The sequence below is a fragment of the Halobellus sp. Atlit-38R genome, assembly GCF_003665925.1.
GTDB classification, from domain to species: Archaea; Halobacteriota; Halobacteria; order Halobacteriales; family Haloferacaceae; genus Haloquadratum; species Haloquadratum inordinatus.
In genome coordinates this window covers 74,912-90,091 of the sequence record NZ_QXIJ01000010.1, presented here as the reverse complement: position 1 = coordinate 90,091, position 15,180 = coordinate 74,912, and the positions used below count along the sequence as shown (strand labels likewise).

The window sequence follows — 15,180 nt, the reverse complement described above, 5'->3', positions numbered from 1 at the left end:
TCGCTATTCAGGTGGAATAGCGACAGTCAGATCGAATATCTACTCTAGCGGCATCTGGCGGTTTCGCATTGGTCCGCTACAGTCTGGGCACGTGCCGGGGTTCTCCTCTGTGAGAAGGATGTTGCCACACTCGAAGCACTCGTAGACGGCTTCTGCGGCCGGTTTGATGTCGACGTCTTTCATTGTGAGTTCACGAGTGCGGCCGGTGAAGTGGCGCACTCTACCCGGACGTAGTACACGGAGGCCGGTATACTCGATGGTTAATTATAAAACCAATAGATAAAAATATGGTTCGTTATTCAACCATCTCTGTGGAGGGGGCTGTGGGGAGACTATTCTCCTCGAAGAGCGTTGTGAACAGTTTGCGCTGTACGGTCCGGGCGTGCTGATAGAACGCGGGCGGAGAGATGCCGAGTTTCTCCGCGATTTCTTCGCCCGTGCTTTCGCGCGGCGACTCGAAGAAGCCGCTGTAGTACGCCATTTGAATCACCTCCAGTTGTCGATCCGTCAGTTTATCCAAGAACTTCGAGTAGAGCGTGTGTTCCGTGGCTTGATCGAGCGTCTGCTTGGCACGGAGTTCGACGTTGCTGAACGTCCCGCGGACGAGTTGCATCACCGTTCGGACGTCGATGCTGTCCGGGATATCGATGACGAGCGTCGTTGTGGTCGGGTCCGCAGTCGCTTCGCGGAAGACGGCGCCGTGGTCGGCCAGGTCCAAGGCGAGAAACGGTTGTGTGAGCCGAAGTCGCAGGACGCCTCCAGCACCGTCGGTACTGATCTGCTGTACTTCGTCGATGCCGGCCGACTGCGAGGCGGCGCTTGCCACGTTCGTGACCGCCCCGTCTTCGACGGTCACGAACACGTAACTCCCTTCTGTAGATTGCTGGACGCCACCTTGATACGAGAGAGTACAGCCCGCGTCCCGTGCGAGCCGTGAGAGGACGAACGTCGGGTCGTCGATGGTGAACTCGACGCGCGTCATCGACGTCGTGAGCAAGGCGTTCTTTCGTTCGATCGCGCTGAGAGCAGAGGCGATCGTGTCGCCGAGTTCGGCGAGGACTGCCCTCGTCGTCTCACCGAACGCATCCTGGGTCGGGGCGTAGACGGTCAACACGCCGTGTGTGAGGTCGTTGTACACCAGTGGGATGCTCAGTACGGAGAGGTAGTCGCGAGAGAGCGCGTCCTTCCGCCAGACTTCCTCGCGGAGACCGGCAGCGACGTTGGCCACCATCGTGACATCGCCAGTCGCTGCGGCCTGGCCGGCTGGCTCTGTACCCGACGCTTGGATGGCGAACGACTGACTATCCAGGTACCCCCGTTCGGTTCCTGCCCAGGCACGGGGTTCGAGTGTGTTAGTCGTGGGCTCGGTTGTCCCGATCCAAGCGAACCGGAACCGATCGTCGGCAGTTAACAGTTCACAGACTGTGTGGTAGATTTCTTCGCGCGTCTCAGCTTGCACGAGCGCCTGATCGATCTCTCGAATCGTCTCGTTGACGCGGTTCAGCGCCGTCAGTTGCTCGTTTTGCGCCTGCAGCGTTCGGTCTTGCTCCCGGAGTCGAGATTCTCGTGTGACGCGGTCGAGAGCCGCCTCGGCAGTTGCTGCGAGCAGGTCGGCCAGTTCCCGCGTCACGTCGTCGAAGATCCCGATCTGGTTCGAGCCGACGACGAACACACCGTGGTTGCCGAGAGGAATGTAAGCCGTACTCCGGAGGTCGGTAGCGCGGTTTTCCAGCCGAGGTGCGTCGTGGACATCGTCGAAAAACAGCACTTCGTCCTCGACGAAACTGTAGCCCGGGAGCGTTTCGCCGTCGGCGTGAACGGTGGGAAGTGGCCCGTTCAGTTCGGCCATTGTCGCCGAGTGTGCGGCGGGTCGGAGGTCGTTGACGTCGGCGTCGAAGAGATAGACAGCACTCGCGTCGAGATTGAGGACGCCGGACGTATCGTCGACGACGTGCTGGGCGATTTCCTGATGCGTTTCGGCGTAGAGGAAGTCTCGGGCCGTCTCCTGCAGCGTGGCGAGTGCTTCTTCGCGCTGTTTGCGTTTGGTGACGTCCCGACAGCTAAAGAGGACTGTCCCGTCTTGAATCGAGACCTCGCGAACGTTGACGAGGAGTGTATGCTCGCGCCCGGCTTTGTCAGTCGCTGTCGTTTCGATGTTCTTGAGGACGCCGTCGTCCGCGAGTTCCTCCCGGTCGAAGAGGTCCTCGCCGAGCAGTTCCTCGATCGTTCCGAGTTCTCGGATCTCCTCGGCTGTGTACCCGAATATGAAATGAACGTTGGGACAGACGTAGGTGTACTCACCGGCCTCGTCCGTAATGAGGACCGTGTCGGTCATATTGTTGAGCGTGACCCGGTGGAGCTCTTCTGATTGCCGGAGATCACGTTCGAGATCGACCCGTTCGGAGATGTCGACGCCTTCGACGACAACCGAGGCGAGGTCCCCGCGTTCGTTCTTGACGGGGCGTACCGAGAGGTCGATAACGCGCGGATCGTCACCGTGTGGGGGCTGTAGGACGACCGCCTTGCCGAATCTCCCGTCGAGGGCCCGTTCCACCAGTTGTTGGACGTCTGCGTTGATCGCGCCCGACTGGGACCACCAGGGGAGCGTCCAGAATGGCTCGCCGACGATCGCGTCGATCTGCTCGTCGATCATCTCTCTTGCGGTCTGATTCACCCGAACGAGAGTCCCATCCGCGTCCAGAACCCACGTCGCGGTCCGCGCATCGTGAAAGCTCGCATCGAATTGGCGAGCGCGCTCCCGCTGGGTAGCCGACCGTCGTGCGGATCGAATCGCCCGTTCGCTGCGTTCGACGAGCCCCTCGGTCATCTGCTCGGCAGGGTCCGTGAGTGCGATGTAGTCGGTGACGCCGGCTCCGATGGCCTCGCTGGCGATCGCTTCGCTTCCGTTGGTGGCGCAGAGCAGGACCGGAAGCGTCGTCGTTTCGGTGCGGATCTCCTCGAGGAGGTCGATTCCGGTGCTTTCCGGCAGCGTATACTCGCTAACGAGACAGTCGATGGCCTGTGCTTTGACAGCACGCAGTGCCGCCGTTTTGGATGCAACCGAGTCGACGGTCGCGTCAGTCCGTGCTTCGAGCGTCTCTGCGAACCGCGTGAGCCACTCGCTCGTCCCGACAAGCAAGACGGTCGACGAATCAAGTACGGCTGTGGAAGACACGATTATTCGGCCGCCTCGGGGCTGTGCGTCTGTAGTGTGCTGCCGGTGCGAGGCAGCGCCGCGCGTGGGTCCGAATCCGAATCGAGCTTCGACTTCATAGATAGTTTAGAGTCAAACGGGTCGGCGTCAAAGGTGTTTGCTATAGAACCACCCGACGCTCGTATCACGAATCACCTCTCCCTTTACACGGCATCTTCGCGTCTTTCGTACTGCCACGCACGGAGACGCAGTCTCACCGTCGTCGCTGTGTGAGGTACACGACGACGAAGAGTGATGCGAAGACTATCGCGGGGACCTCGTAGGGCTGTTCGTGAAACGTGAGGATCGCGGCGGCGATGATTAGCGAGCCAGCGAGTGCCGCGTAACCAAGGTAGCGATCTCCCGTCGCACTCGCGTCGGTGGGTTCGGTTCGGACTGTCAACGTGCCTCGTTCGACGCGATCGAGCGTGCGGTCGATGCGCGAGGGGAGTCGCGTCAACGCGGGAAACGACTGCCGGACGTCCGTCCACGACTCTGTGAGGATAGCTTCCAATTCGCTCCCGAGAAGCCCCTGTTCGACGAGGAACGACTGCACGGCGGCCAGGAAGTCGAACTCCGGGTCGAGCTGGCGACAGACGCCCTCACCGACGGTACCGACGCGGATGAGCAACATCACGTCCGGCGGAATGCGGAACGGAAAGTCCCGGAGGTGCGTCGTCAGTTCGGTGATGATCGTCTGCCAGGAGACCTCGGACTGGCCTTCGAGGTTCTCGATGACGAGTTCGAGCACGCGTCGCACCTCCGTCCGGTCTGCGCTCGCGTCGAGGACGTCCAGCGCGATGAGCGCGTCGACGAGCGTCTCGACGTCCCGTCGCACGAGTGCGCGGTAGAGTTCGACGATGTCCTCCTGGACGGCCGGTGGGAGGCGCTCGCTCATTCCAAAGTCGAAGATCAACAGCCGGCCGTCTGCTGTCACAGCGAGGTTCCCCGGATGGGGGTCCGCGTGAAACACGCCGTCGACGACGCCCATCTGCAGGTAGACCTGCATAATTCGCGTCGCCATCTCGTGCGGTGCGACGTCGGTCCCCTCGAACGCCTCGTCGTCGGTCAGTTTCCGGCCGGTCAGATACTCCATCGCGAGCACGCGTTCGGACGACAGGTGCTCGTGAACCGCGGGAATGACGACTCGGTCGTCGTCCGCGAAATTCGAGCGGATTTCGGACATAATGGCCCCCTCCCTGTCGAAATCGAGTTCGTCCAGGATGATTTCCTCGAAGTCGTCGGCGGCATTGCGGAGCGAGTAGCGCTGCCGCTCGTCGACAAGGAGGCTAATGAGGGGCAACAGTCGCCGGATCACGCGGAGGTCGCGTTCGATGAGCGGTTTCACACCTGGACGACGCACTTTGAGTGCGATCCGTTCGCCCTCGTAGTGGACCGTGTACACGAAGGCGAGTGAGCCACCGGCGATCGGTTCGAGGGTCGAGAGGTCGACGTCGTCGTCGAGTTCCTCTCGAAGGACGGTCTGTGGGTCGCCGCCGGCGTCCTCCGGAATCTCGTCTTGCAGCGTGCCGAACACCTCGGCGTACGTCTGCGGAACGAGATCCGGTCGCGTAGAGAGCACCTGGCCGATCTTGATGAACGCCGGCCCGAGATCCAACAGCGTGTCCCGGATCCGCTCTGCTCGCTGGCGGTGGGTGACCTCGTCAACGCGACGTCCGGGCCCAAGCAGGAGGAATCGATGACGATCACGGAGGAACGCCAGCGCGAAGGGCAGAAAGCGGGCCACGACCGAGAGGTAGCGGCGGAGGAGTTCGAACATTTATTGGAGGTGGGCGGCCGCAATCTGTCGACAGTACACAGCACTGACGGACGGGGCCGATCGGACGACGGGGGAAGTCGGGGGAACCACAGTGAGACACCTGTACTGCGTTTCGGACGCGCTGTGGTTAAATAATGACATTTCCCTCACAGCTGAAAAACTTAGTCCCGAGCAGTCATTGTGCGATTCGATTCTACCGTCTCGAGCAGGTATCCATCGTGTGGACACCAAGTGTGAGCAGATCTGTAGGATTAAACGTACGGGGCGGTCAAGGAGGCGTATGGACGTCTTCAGTACCGAAACGCCGATTATCGGGATGGTCCACCTACCACCCTTGCCAGGATCGCCGAATTTCGAGGGCGACCGAAGCGACATCCGCAGGCGACTCCACCGAGACGCGACAGCACTCGAGTCGGGCGGCGTCGACGGGATAATGCTCGAGAACTTCGGCGACGCTCCCTTCTATCCGGACCGCGTGCCGCGCCACGTCGTGGCCGACGTTACAGCACTCGCAACCGCGCTCCGCGAGGAAGTGTCGATCCCGTTTGGTGTGAACATCCTCAGAAACGACGTGCAAAGTGCACTCGGCATCGCCGCCGCGACGGGTGGTTCATTCGTCAGGGTGAACGTCCACACCGGGGCCCGGCTGACCGATCAGGGTCTCATCGAGGGGATGGCCCACGAAACGTTGCGACTCCGTGACCGACTCGATGCTGACGTCGCGGTTCTTGCAGACATCGATGTGAAGCATTCTGCGCCACTTGCCGAACGGTCCTACGCGGAAGTGGTGAGCGAACTCGTCGAACGCGGCGGTGCCGACGCCGTCGTCGTGAGCGGGGCTGGCACGGGTGAAGCAGTCGATACGACCGTCCTCGAGCAAGTGGTCGAGGCCCGGGATGCTCGCGACCTCGACGCACCGATCTTGATCGGAAGCGGTGTGACACCCGAGACAGCACCCGACCTGCTCTCGCTCGCCGATGGCGCGATCGTTGGGACGGCGCTCAAACACGGTACCGAGACGACGAATCCCGTGGACGAAGCGGCCGTCGAGCGTCTCGTCGAGTCCGCATCTCACTGATCGTTCAGAAACGCCCGAACGTCGGATTCGGATGGGAGAGTGTCGCGTGCGCCCGTCGTCGTGCAGTTGAGAGCGGCCGTGGCCGCAGCAAATCGTCCTGCTTCCCGTGCGGAATCGTCGTCGAGTACCCACGTGTGGTTGACCTCCTCCTCCGCGTGAACGCGGAGGAATCCCGCCACGGGATTTCAGGCCGAGCGAAGCGGCCTGTTGGTTTCAAGACGCATACGGTCCACGCGTCACTTGCTGGGTTTCAGCATCCGCGTGGCTGTCTTGTGGCCCAGTCAAAGAGGCCCCATCCGTAGCCGAGTCATCGTCACCGGCCTTCTGCCGGGAAGTCCGGTCGCTTCGGCGGTGACTCTCTCCACTACGGTAGCGGTCTGCAATGTTTATCGCCCCGTTCACGTCGGCTTGATACTCACCGACCCAACAGCCGTCGTTCGAGCATCTGAACGTCGCCTGTCGTGGCCGGTAGCCGTGTCCACCGCAGGCGTGGCACGCCTTCGACGTGTTCCGGGGATTCACCGTCTCGACGGGAATCCCCTTCTCGGCGGCTTTGTAGCGAACCTGTGCGTGGAGCTTGGCAAAGCCCCATCCGTGCAACCGTCGATTCATATACTCGCCGTAGTCCATATTCTCGCGGATGTACGTCAGGTCTTCCAGCACCAGCACTGGGTTCTCGACAGACTCGGCGTACTCCACGACCTCGCGGGTTACACGGTGGAACACATCGTCAATCCGGCCCCACAGTGCGTCACCGAACGAGTCTGCGATTCGCTCACTACCGCGCTGCTGCAGGCGTCTTGTGGCGGTGAAGTACGTTTTGCGGAGCCGACGAACGGCCTTGCCGTCGTCGGCCCACAGTCGGGGGCGAACAGGAGAACCGCGCTCGTCGCGGTGACACACCGTAACGAGACTCGCTTCTCCAATGTCCACGCCGATCGGCGTCCTGTCGAGCCCAGCGAGACAGGGCTCGCCAGACTCGTCTGGAGGCGTTGGCTCGTCGGCGAATGCCGCAGATTGCTCGGCCACGTCGCAGGTAACGGTGATATGGAGATACCACGTTCCGTCCCGCTCGAACAGCCGACTCTCACCCATTTCGGCGTCGTCTGCGTACAGCGCTTCGAGCCACTCCCGCTGGTCGGGATTGGCGCGTGCCGGAATCCAGAGGTGGTAATCCTCGTGGTGCGGGACTTTGAGGTACCACTCGATAGCGTTCTGTGGTTGATGGTCGAGTTGCAGCCCTTCGTTTGTGAACCGTACTGGGTGGTCGTCGTGAATCTCGTCGGTGTCGTAGCTGGTGTGGAGTTGTGGGACGTACTTCTTGAGGGCGTTTTTCGCGTAGCCACTCAGGTCGTACTCGACAACCACGTCGTTGGCCGCTGACTGTGTGTCACAGCCAGCGGCGAAGGCGGCTTGAAGTGCCTGCTGGTAAGCGTCCCGTGTCTCACGAAGCTTCTGACGCTTGTGGACGTTTGGGTCCACAAGCTTCAGTTCGAGCGTTTTCGTGACCTCGCCCATCGTCGCCGTACTCTATTTCTCGGATGGCATCGATATATAGCTCAGCCGTCCAGAGTGAAAGTGAAAGAAAAAGCGAAACCGTGGGAAACCCAGCACTGCTAGAACGGATTGGTCCACAATACTGTCCGCTCGACTCCCGCCTGTTCGTTCCTCAGTTCCGACAGGACGTCGGAACACACGTCACTCACGGGAAGGCGGGGGTATGCGCTCGTATCTCTATCATACTCCTCGCTGTCTCACCTGGGGCTCCCTTCGGCCCCAAGCTCGCCGAGATCTCGGACAGTGACATCGCGTTCGCGAGCGGGCTGATGGCCGTCTTGGGGATCGTGTCGGTTCTCACGATTCCGGCGTCACTGTCCCTGCTCATCTCCGGAGACGTCGCCGTGAACCCAATCGCAATCGGTAGCATCGTGTTCCGGATGCAACTCGTCCCCCTGATCGCGGGCCTCGGAGTGGCGTTTTATCTCCCCGGCCTCGAAGACCGCCTGCGCCCGCCGGTCCAACAGGTCTCAGACTACTCGTTCGTCGGTCTGCTCGCACTGTTGGCCGTCGTCTATAGCGGAGAGATGGTCTCACTCGTCGGAACGGGGACACTCGGCATCTCCGCAGTCGCAGTGGGTGTCTGGTTACTGCTGGGCTACGTGCTTGGCGGCCCGGCACGGAGTGCACGAGAGGTACTCGCGACGACGTCGGCCGCTCGGAATGCGGCGATCGCGCTCTTTATCGCAACGGCTGCGTTTGCTGATCCGAACGTGCTCACGACCGTTCTCGCGTTTTCGTTCGTCGGCGTCATCGGGTCCGCGCTGGTCGCTCGCGTCTGGAGGTAACGCTCACGGCCGTCATCTAGGAGATTGGACCACCCCGGGCGACGTAATCGACCCGCTCGGGAGAGTCGTATTACGAAATTTCAGACCAATAGCTTTTGCGTGTGCGTGAGGCTCAACCACGCGGTGGAAAACGCGGTCAACACTCGCAGCCACAACTCGTGTCGTCAGTCTCCGGGTCCTCGAAGAACGCTCGAACATTTGCTGAGACTCCGTCAGTCTGTCTGTCGGAGGCGTCGACCGCCGACGGCTGTGGTGACACGATGGCTACCGTGAGTGCCTCGACGAGTAGCCCGACGGGCGCTGTCGTGTGTTCTTCGCCACGGTATCGCCAGAGTCGGCAGTCGACGTCATCCGAGCACGCACAGAGGTCACCACACGATTCACAAGTGTTCTCGAGATAGTCGGGCTGGATGTCCTGTCCGTTGATGCGGATCGTCGGTGATACCGCGAGCTGTGTCGCCTCGGCAGCGGCCAACGTCGAAACGTGGAGATCGCGGACGACGACCTCCACATCAAGGACATCGAGAATCGGAGCAATCCGTTCGAGCGCCGTCTCGAGGGCTGCTTCGGTGCCGATGCATCGATCACAGGATTCGGTATCGAGATACAGAAAGTCTACTGTCACTGTTCGTCGCGCATACGATTCGGCCGGCGAGTCGACGATCGAGATAGCAGCACTGTCAGTTGGGGTGTCCATTGCACTCACCAGTACGTCCCAGCCGGCCAAATATTGGTCAGTAAATAGATACAAAGGCAGTTAGCGTATGGAAACCGCCTCCCGCAACGCATCGGCGATCATCGGGAACGTATATTCCAGTGCAGGTATTGGCATAGAGGTGATGGCCGAGACAGAGCGGTGGCAACAGACGTGGCACGGCTTACAGGACATCCTCGGGCCAAAGTGGACGTTTCACATCCTCCGGTTGCTGTCCGAGGACTCACACGGGTTCAACGCAATCGTGGACGCACTCGATGGTCTCACAGCGCCAATGTGCTCTCAGCGACTCAAAGAGCTCGCCTGCCACGGTCTCGTAGAGCGCACTGTCACGGACACGACGCCGCCGACCACGACGTACGCACTCACTGATCAGGGGGCCGAAATTGCTGGACACCTGCAACAGCTAGAATCGCTCGTCGAACTCAAAGAGCGGCCCGAGCGTGCGACCCCCAGCGAGGACTGCACCAGCAGCACGGAGTGTCGGACTGAAGCCCTCACAGACGGGTGTGTGACAGTCGCTGACCGCTGTTGACGAACGAGCGATTTCTTCAGGTCCGGCCACCTCTCGATTCTGAACAGACCGATTAGCTTTCTAACGTTCCAGTATACGAATCGTCTCTAGTCGATACATCCGCTAACAGTTCTCACCAGAACAGAATCCACTTTGATCGGCAGATACTGATTTCACGGAGCCTAGATCGTTGAAACGCCTTGGTAGCGGAAGCACATCTCTTGCGAGCACAGCTGTCGGATGCCCCTCAGCCACGTACAGATCGAAAATTACCGAAACGTACTTGTGCCATACCGAGAATTATCGATATGAATGGCAGCCAGAGGCCGGTCCAATCGACAGGTGAGAACGTCTGTCTGCAGTCATTAGGTCGGTGTCGGGCTGTCAGAGGTGACTTATGCAAATCACGATCTACGGACCAGACGGTTGTAGCAACTGTGCAAACCTGAGAGACAAGACGCAGAACGTCGTCGACGAACACGGATTCGACGCCGTCGTCGAGAAAGTTGGCGACACCGTGGCGCTCGCTGAGAAGGGAATTATGTCCACGCCCGGATTCGAGATCGACGATGAGATGGTGTTCACCGGCTCGAACCCGCCTGAAGCCGAGCTGAAAGCGTACATCGAGGAGCACCTGTAACAGGATGGTCTTCGAGCAGTTCGCGACCTGGGTCGTCGACGCGCTCGGTCTGACCGGAGCACCCAGAGCAGCAGTCCACTTCTGGGTCTACGACACGCTGAAGATCCTCGCCTTGCTCGTGGCGGTGATCTTCGGCGTCGGTTACCTGCGGACGTACTTCCCGCCCGAAAAGATCAGAGACTATCTTTCTGGCAAGCGGGCGATTACGGGCTACGTCCTCGCGGCACTGCTCGGCATCGTCTCGCCATTCTGTTCGTGTTCGACGATTCCGATCTTTCTCGGGATGGTCGGAGCCGGGCTTCCATTCGGCGTCACGATGACGTTCCTTGCCGTCTCGCCGATGATCAACGAGGCCGCACTCGTCGTGCTGCCTGGCGTGGTCGGCTTCGAGCTGACCGCACTGTACGCTGTGAGCGGCATCACGATCGGGATGACGAGCGGGTTCGTCCTGAACAAGGCCGGCCTCGATCGGTACATCAAGGAGTTCGACTTTGGCAACTCTGACGTCGACGTCGACGAGCCGACGCACCGGGAGCGCGCACGGCAAGCGTATGTGGAGGCGAAAGACATCATCACCGACATCGTGCCGTACGTCGTGGTCGGTGTCGGAATCGGGGCCGTCATTCACGGCTTCGTGCCGCAGACGATCGTTACCGAATACCTGTCTGGGCCTCTTGGTGTCTTCGGCGCCGTCGCTGTCGGCGTGCCGATCTACACCAATATTCTTGGTGTGATCCCGGTCGTCGAATCGCTCATCGGAAAGGGGCTGCCGGTCGGGACTGGACTCGCGTTTATGATGTCCGTCGCCGCACTCTCGCTCCCGCAGTTTATGATTCTCAAGAAAGTGATGAAGAAAGAGCTCATCGCGTCGTTCGCGGTGACAGTCGCATCGGGGATCGTGGTGATTGGGTTGCTGTTCAACCTCCTGCTGTAGTACAGCGTCGCCACCACCTCCCGACTCGAAGATCGCCTACTACCTGACCGTCAGTATCATACCGAGGACGACCGATCTATAAAGTACACACGGCCGTTGGCGTTTCGATCTCAGCACGACGGAACCAATAACCGTACCGACAGCGACGCCCCCAATCGAGAACGCCCGTAAAGCACCAACCCACAAAATGAGTGATTCAGTACCCGAATCGACGCGACAGACGCTCGATCGCCTCTACGAGAACCCCGAAAACCGATTGAAATCACTGTTCGAGCTCGCTCCGGACGATCAGCACGTCGATGCACAACGTTCAGTCTTCAAAGCGTTAGCGAACGAGCACCGGCTCCGAATTCTTGAAGCACTCCGAGACGGTGAACTCTGTGCGTGTGAACTCCAGGTCGTCTTGGATGCCCCGCAATCGACGGTCGCTAGTCACCTACGCGAGCTCAAAGACGTCGGCCTCGTGAAGACACGCCGGCAAGGCAAGTGGACGTACTACCGAATCGGCGATACTGCTGTGTTCCAGTTGCTCGACGTCGCACACGCACTCGCCGAAAGCCAGTAGACGGACAGATCTTTTCACCGCTCGTCTCAGTAGGTGCTGTGGCCCTGGGTGCCGGTCGTATCCCACACTTAAGCTCTGATTTAGCCGTTTCAAGGGCTACAAACACCGTTTTGCGGCCGCGAAATCTGGACGGCATTTTTTCTATCCCCCTGTCATACGTCAGTTCGCTGTGGTCCCCACCCCGAACTGGATCGACAGGCGTATCGACAGTAATCTCGATAACACGCTCACACAAGAACACGTTGTCGAGACGATGCTCGAAGCCGATCGGCCGTTCTTTTCGAGTCGGCAACTCGCCTCGCGCGTGAAACCCGATGTGAGTAAAGCCACAGTTCGGAACCGACTGAATGAACTCCAGGAGCTCGATGTAGTGGCGACCGAAGCGTATCCTGATTCGGTCACCCTCTACTACATCAAGTATCCCGACTCGGAGTGGCCACTCTCGCCGGAAGGGAAACGTGCACTCACAGCCGAGTCCCCGCTCGATCGGCTCTCCACTCGTGGCTTCCTGACACTACAGGATACAGTCGGGGTGCGAACACTCGTTCTCGCTGGCTTTCAGTTGTCACTCGCCCTGTTGGCTGCTGGAAGCCTGTTGACCATCCTGGGTCTCGATCCCGGCCTCGAGAGCGATATTGCACTGTGGGCGACGGCGTTCAACGTACTCGTGTTCAGCGGCATTCTGCTGGTCACCGAACGAATCGTCCATCGGGTCCGCAGTCGGTTTGGCCCGTTACACCTCCTGCCGACGACGTGAATAGAGCTGAAGCTATCCTCCCCATCACACATATGGATACAGACACAATGACGCCCGATCGTGGTCCCGAACTGCTAACTAAACGTTCCATCGGTGGTATCGCTGTCCATCTATTAGCCCTCTTTACAGGGGTTATCGGAGCTGGACTCGTCTACCTCGTCTCTGATCACCCGTTCACCAAAGCGAACGCGCGAAACGCGCTGAACTGGCACTTTTCGGTGTTGCTTCTCAGTTTCGGTGCGTTCCTGACGTTCCTCTTGGGTGCGGATACGATGACAGTTGGCGGCGAGATGGTCTCGTGGTCACCACTCCCCGGGCCACTCGCCAATATTGTCGGCCTGCTGGGGACGGTGTTACTGTTCGCTGCCGGGTTGGCGTGGCTTCTGACAAGTCTCTTCACGCTCGTCGCAACGATCAAAGCGATCTTCGGAACCTCCTGGGAGTACCCGCTTGCCCGGGAGTTCATCAACTAAGTCTCACAATGAACCTGACAATTATCCAGGATATTACCGCAGATGTCTAAGCAAGGCCCCGCCAATCGACCTGTCCGGGCGCTGAAAGCGGGTGGCCCACCAGCCCTCATCACGGCCGGCATCGCGATCGCATCGACTGGGATCGCTGGCCAAGGCCTCGAGAAAGAAACGCGCCCGATCGCAACAGCAGTTGCATCATTTATCGGGCTAGATCCACAGCTCGGACCGCTATTGCTGTTGGGGATCGCGGTGCTCATTCTTCCAGTCGCGGTGGTGATGCCCGGCTTGTTTGAGGACCACCCGTCTCACTGAGTGAGCATCCAAGGAACCGTACTGCCATCCCCTGAGCGCGGATGTCTCATACTGTCGGACAGAGGTTCGTGAATCATATTGGCACCCACGGGGTGCCGATGATTTCCACATCGTTCTGTCCGACAGTATCACTCGCGTGTTGTGACACCACTCTGCAACTGTTTCTCGCCCACAGAACCCGACGACAGATCCGCAACCGACCAGACAACGAGAACTCTATCTGAAACAGGCAATACTTCGAGTCGTCACCTGATGGGTGGTGACACGACCACTCGCTGGCGTCTGTGTGCTCGAAGATCTCGACATCAGTGCCCTCATCGCTAATTTCGTGGGTATATCTGCACTGCTCGTACTCGACCACAGTTACCACACGAGGCATAGGCAGTGTTCTTCAACGTTCGGATGATCAGCAGCAAGGGCATACACGGTCCAACACGCCCCCACTATGCTGCGCAGGAAGCATCGGTATCGCAGAGTGTGTCAGACCAGGAATAGCAGATAATGAATCCCGACTCTACTCACTCGATGGAGCCGTATTACGAAATTTCAGATAAATCATAACACAACATCCATTTCTCCAGAATATCCATCACCAGTATGGCTGTTCTATTCTGGAGTGCATCTGATCTTCCTCCAGCGAGCGTTCTGAAGTACTATCTCTACAAATCGACGAAGGCCGTCGAGTTTTATCGGCCAATTATGTATCTCTTCTTTCTCGCTCAGGGGCTCAATTTTACGCAAATCGCCATCCTCGAAGCGATATACAATCTGACGACGCTGCTAGGTGAAATTCCGACTGGCTACATCGGTGACCGGGTCGGTCGACGCAATAGCCTCCTGACCGGAACCGCGATCATCTCGGTCACATTGCTCGGAATCGGACTATCCAGTTCGTTCTGGGCGCTCGCGGCACTGTACGTCTGTTGGTCGATGGGCTACAACTTCCGCTCGGGAAGTGAAGACGCGTGGCTGTACGATACGCTCACCGACGGCCTCTCCGAGGACGAGTTCGCGCACGTCCGTGGCCGCGGCGAATCCGTCGCCCTAGCGATCGGCGCTGGAGCGGCAATCGTCGGGGGCTACCTGGGCAGTATCGATCTGTCGTATCCATGGTTCGTCGCTGCCGGGGTCACGGCAACTGGCGTGGGTGTCCTCCTGACGATAGACGAGCCCGCGACCTACGAACGAACGGACTCCACGAAACTGAGCTTTCGTCGTACGCTCTCGATCATCCGACGGACCATCTCACAACGGAATATACGGGCGTTCGTGCTGTATTATTACGTCCTCTACGCGGCAGTGACGTATCTGGTGTTCGTGTTTCTTCAACCGATCTTCGAGACGATTGTCCTCGACTTCGGCGTCTCGCAGTCGCGAGTGAGGTCACTGCTCGGGTGGTTCTACGCGGCGTACAGTCTCTTCGGCGCAGGGCTGAGCTACTACACTGGTGCGATTCGTGCGCGCCTCGGGCTCCGAACGTGGTTTCTGTGGCTGCCCTTCGTCGTCGGCGGCGCACTGGTGGGGATGTACTTCGTGCCGGTACTCGCGCTGCCGACGTTCCTGCTGATCCGCGGGCTTTCGGACGTGACGCGGTCGTTCGCTGGCCAGTACATCAACGACCGCATCGAGACGATGGGCCGGGCGACCGTGCTCAGTGCGATGGCGATGGTCAGTGGCCTCGCCGTCGTCCCGTTCCAACTCGGGAGTGGCGTCATCTCCGACGTTGTCTCGCCTCTGTTCGCACTCGCTGTGGCCGGTGTCGTGCTGATCGTCGGCTCGGTTGGAATCTTGCTCTGGGAGGCACCCATCGAGAGATAGCGGCTATGACTGTCGACTCACCGAGAGAGCATACTCGGGACTCTTGTACGGGTAGT

16 protein-coding genes are annotated in these 15,180 nt (G+C 59.6%); 9 read left to right on the top strand and 7 right to left on the bottom strand.

Going from position 1 to position 15,180, the window contains the following annotated elements:
- Positions 1-39: 39 nt before the first annotated feature.
- From D3D02_RS13630 to D3D02_RS13620, 3 genes are all read right to left on the bottom strand, one after another.
- Entirely contained in the window at positions 40-183 is a 144-nt protein-coding gene (locus D3D02_RS13630) for a rubrerythrin-like domain-containing protein (protein WP_121570540.1), read from the bottom strand.
- Positions 184-295: 112 nt separating this feature from the next.
- Positions 296-3,178, bottom strand: a complete 2,883-nt coding sequence (locus D3D02_RS13625; RefSeq protein ID WP_121570539.1) for a bacterio-opsin activator domain-containing protein — start codon at positions 3,176-3,178, stop codon at positions 296-298.
- Positions 3,179-3,407: 229 nt separating this feature from the next.
- Positions 3,408-4,973, bottom strand: a complete 1,566-nt coding sequence (locus D3D02_RS13620) for an AarF/ABC1/UbiB kinase family protein (protein WP_121570538.1) — start codon at positions 4,971-4,973, stop codon at positions 3,408-3,410.
- Positions 4,974-5,253: 280 nt separating this feature from the next.
- Here D3D02_RS13620 and D3D02_RS13615 point away from each other — a divergent pair, with 280 nt between their 5' ends.
- The gene (locus tag D3D02_RS13615) at positions 5,254-6,051 is read left to right on the top strand and encodes a BtpA/SgcQ family protein (protein ID WP_121570537.1); all 798 of its coding nucleotides are present in this window, start codon (positions 5,254-5,256) and stop codon (positions 6,049-6,051) included.
- Here the strand turns inward: D3D02_RS13615 and D3D02_RS13610 are convergent.
- Both D3D02_RS13610 and D3D02_RS13605 read right to left on the bottom strand, forming a co-directional pair.
- Positions 6,045-6,230 (bottom strand): hypothetical protein, encoded by a 186-nt coding sequence (locus D3D02_RS13610; RefSeq protein ID WP_121570536.1) that lies wholly within the window; start codon positions 6,228-6,230, stop codon positions 6,045-6,047. The genes D3D02_RS13615 and D3D02_RS13610 overlap by 7 nt on opposite strands.
- Before the next feature lie 34 nt (positions 6,231-6,264).
- Positions 6,265-7,569 (bottom strand): RNA-guided endonuclease TnpB family protein, encoded by a 1,305-nt coding sequence (locus tag D3D02_RS13605; RefSeq protein ID WP_121570535.1) that lies wholly within the window; start codon positions 7,567-7,569, stop codon positions 6,265-6,267.
- A 23-nt stretch (positions 7,570-7,592) separates the two neighbouring features.
- Between D3D02_RS13605 and D3D02_RS13600 the strand changes: the two genes are divergently transcribed.
- Entirely contained in the window at positions 7,593-8,396 is an 804-nt protein-coding gene (locus tag D3D02_RS13600; protein ID WP_121570534.1) for a bile acid:sodium symporter family protein, read from the top strand.
- A 136-nt stretch (positions 8,397-8,532) separates the two neighbouring features.
- Here D3D02_RS13600 and D3D02_RS13595 read toward each other — a convergent pair whose 3' ends face one another.
- Positions 8,533-9,093, bottom strand: a complete 561-nt coding sequence (locus D3D02_RS13595) for a DUF2703 domain-containing protein (RefSeq protein ID WP_121570533.1) — start codon at positions 9,091-9,093, stop codon at positions 8,533-8,535.
- A gap of 142 nt (positions 9,094-9,235) precedes the next feature.
- Here D3D02_RS13595 and D3D02_RS13590 point away from each other — a divergent pair, with 142 nt between their 5' ends.
- The 6 genes from D3D02_RS13590 to D3D02_RS13565 all read left to right on the top strand — a co-directional run bounded on the left by D3D02_RS13590 (position 9,236) and on the right by D3D02_RS13565 (position 12,994).
- On the top strand, positions 9,236-9,646 hold the full coding sequence (locus tag D3D02_RS13590) for a helix-turn-helix domain-containing protein (protein WP_121570575.1): 411 nt from the start codon (positions 9,236-9,238) through the stop codon (positions 9,644-9,646).
- Positions 9,647-10,022: 376 nt separating this feature from the next.
- Positions 10,023-10,265, top strand: coding sequence for a thioredoxin family protein (locus D3D02_RS13585; protein WP_121570532.1), 243 nt, complete (start codon positions 10,023-10,025; stop codon positions 10,263-10,265).
- A gap of 4 nt (positions 10,266-10,269) precedes the next feature.
- Positions 10,270-11,199 (top strand): permease, encoded by a 930-nt coding sequence (locus D3D02_RS13580; RefSeq protein WP_121570531.1) that lies wholly within the window; start codon positions 10,270-10,272, stop codon positions 11,197-11,199.
- 187 nt (positions 11,200-11,386) lie between these two features.
- Positions 11,387-11,764 (top strand): helix-turn-helix transcriptional regulator, encoded by a 378-nt coding sequence (locus tag D3D02_RS13575; RefSeq protein WP_121570530.1) that lies wholly within the window; start codon positions 11,387-11,389, stop codon positions 11,762-11,764.
- Positions 11,765-11,933: 169 nt separating this feature from the next.
- Positions 11,934-12,521: a hypothetical protein gene (locus tag D3D02_RS13570; protein WP_121570529.1), complete on the top strand. Its 588-nt coding sequence runs from the start codon at positions 11,934-11,936 to the stop codon at positions 12,519-12,521.
- A gap of 32 nt (positions 12,522-12,553) precedes the next feature.
- Positions 12,554-12,994: a DUF4870 domain-containing protein gene (locus D3D02_RS13565; RefSeq protein ID WP_121570574.1), complete on the top strand. Its 441-nt coding sequence runs from the start codon at positions 12,554-12,556 to the stop codon at positions 12,992-12,994.
- Positions 12,995-13,379: 385 nt separating this feature from the next.
- Here D3D02_RS13565 and D3D02_RS13555 read toward each other — a convergent pair whose 3' ends face one another.
- Positions 13,380-13,667 carry a hypothetical protein gene (locus D3D02_RS13555; RefSeq protein WP_147435619.1) on the bottom strand — a complete coding sequence of 96 codons (288 nt, stop codon included), beginning with the start codon at positions 13,665-13,667 and terminating at the stop codon, positions 13,380-13,382.
- A gap of 338 nt (positions 13,668-14,005) precedes the next feature.
- Here D3D02_RS13555 and D3D02_RS13550 point away from each other — a divergent pair, with 338 nt between their 5' ends.
- Complete coding sequence (locus D3D02_RS13550; protein WP_121570526.1) at positions 14,006-15,124, top strand: MFS transporter; 1,119 nt, start codon at positions 14,006-14,008, stop codon at positions 15,122-15,124.
- Positions 15,125-15,180: the final 56 nt, after the last annotated feature.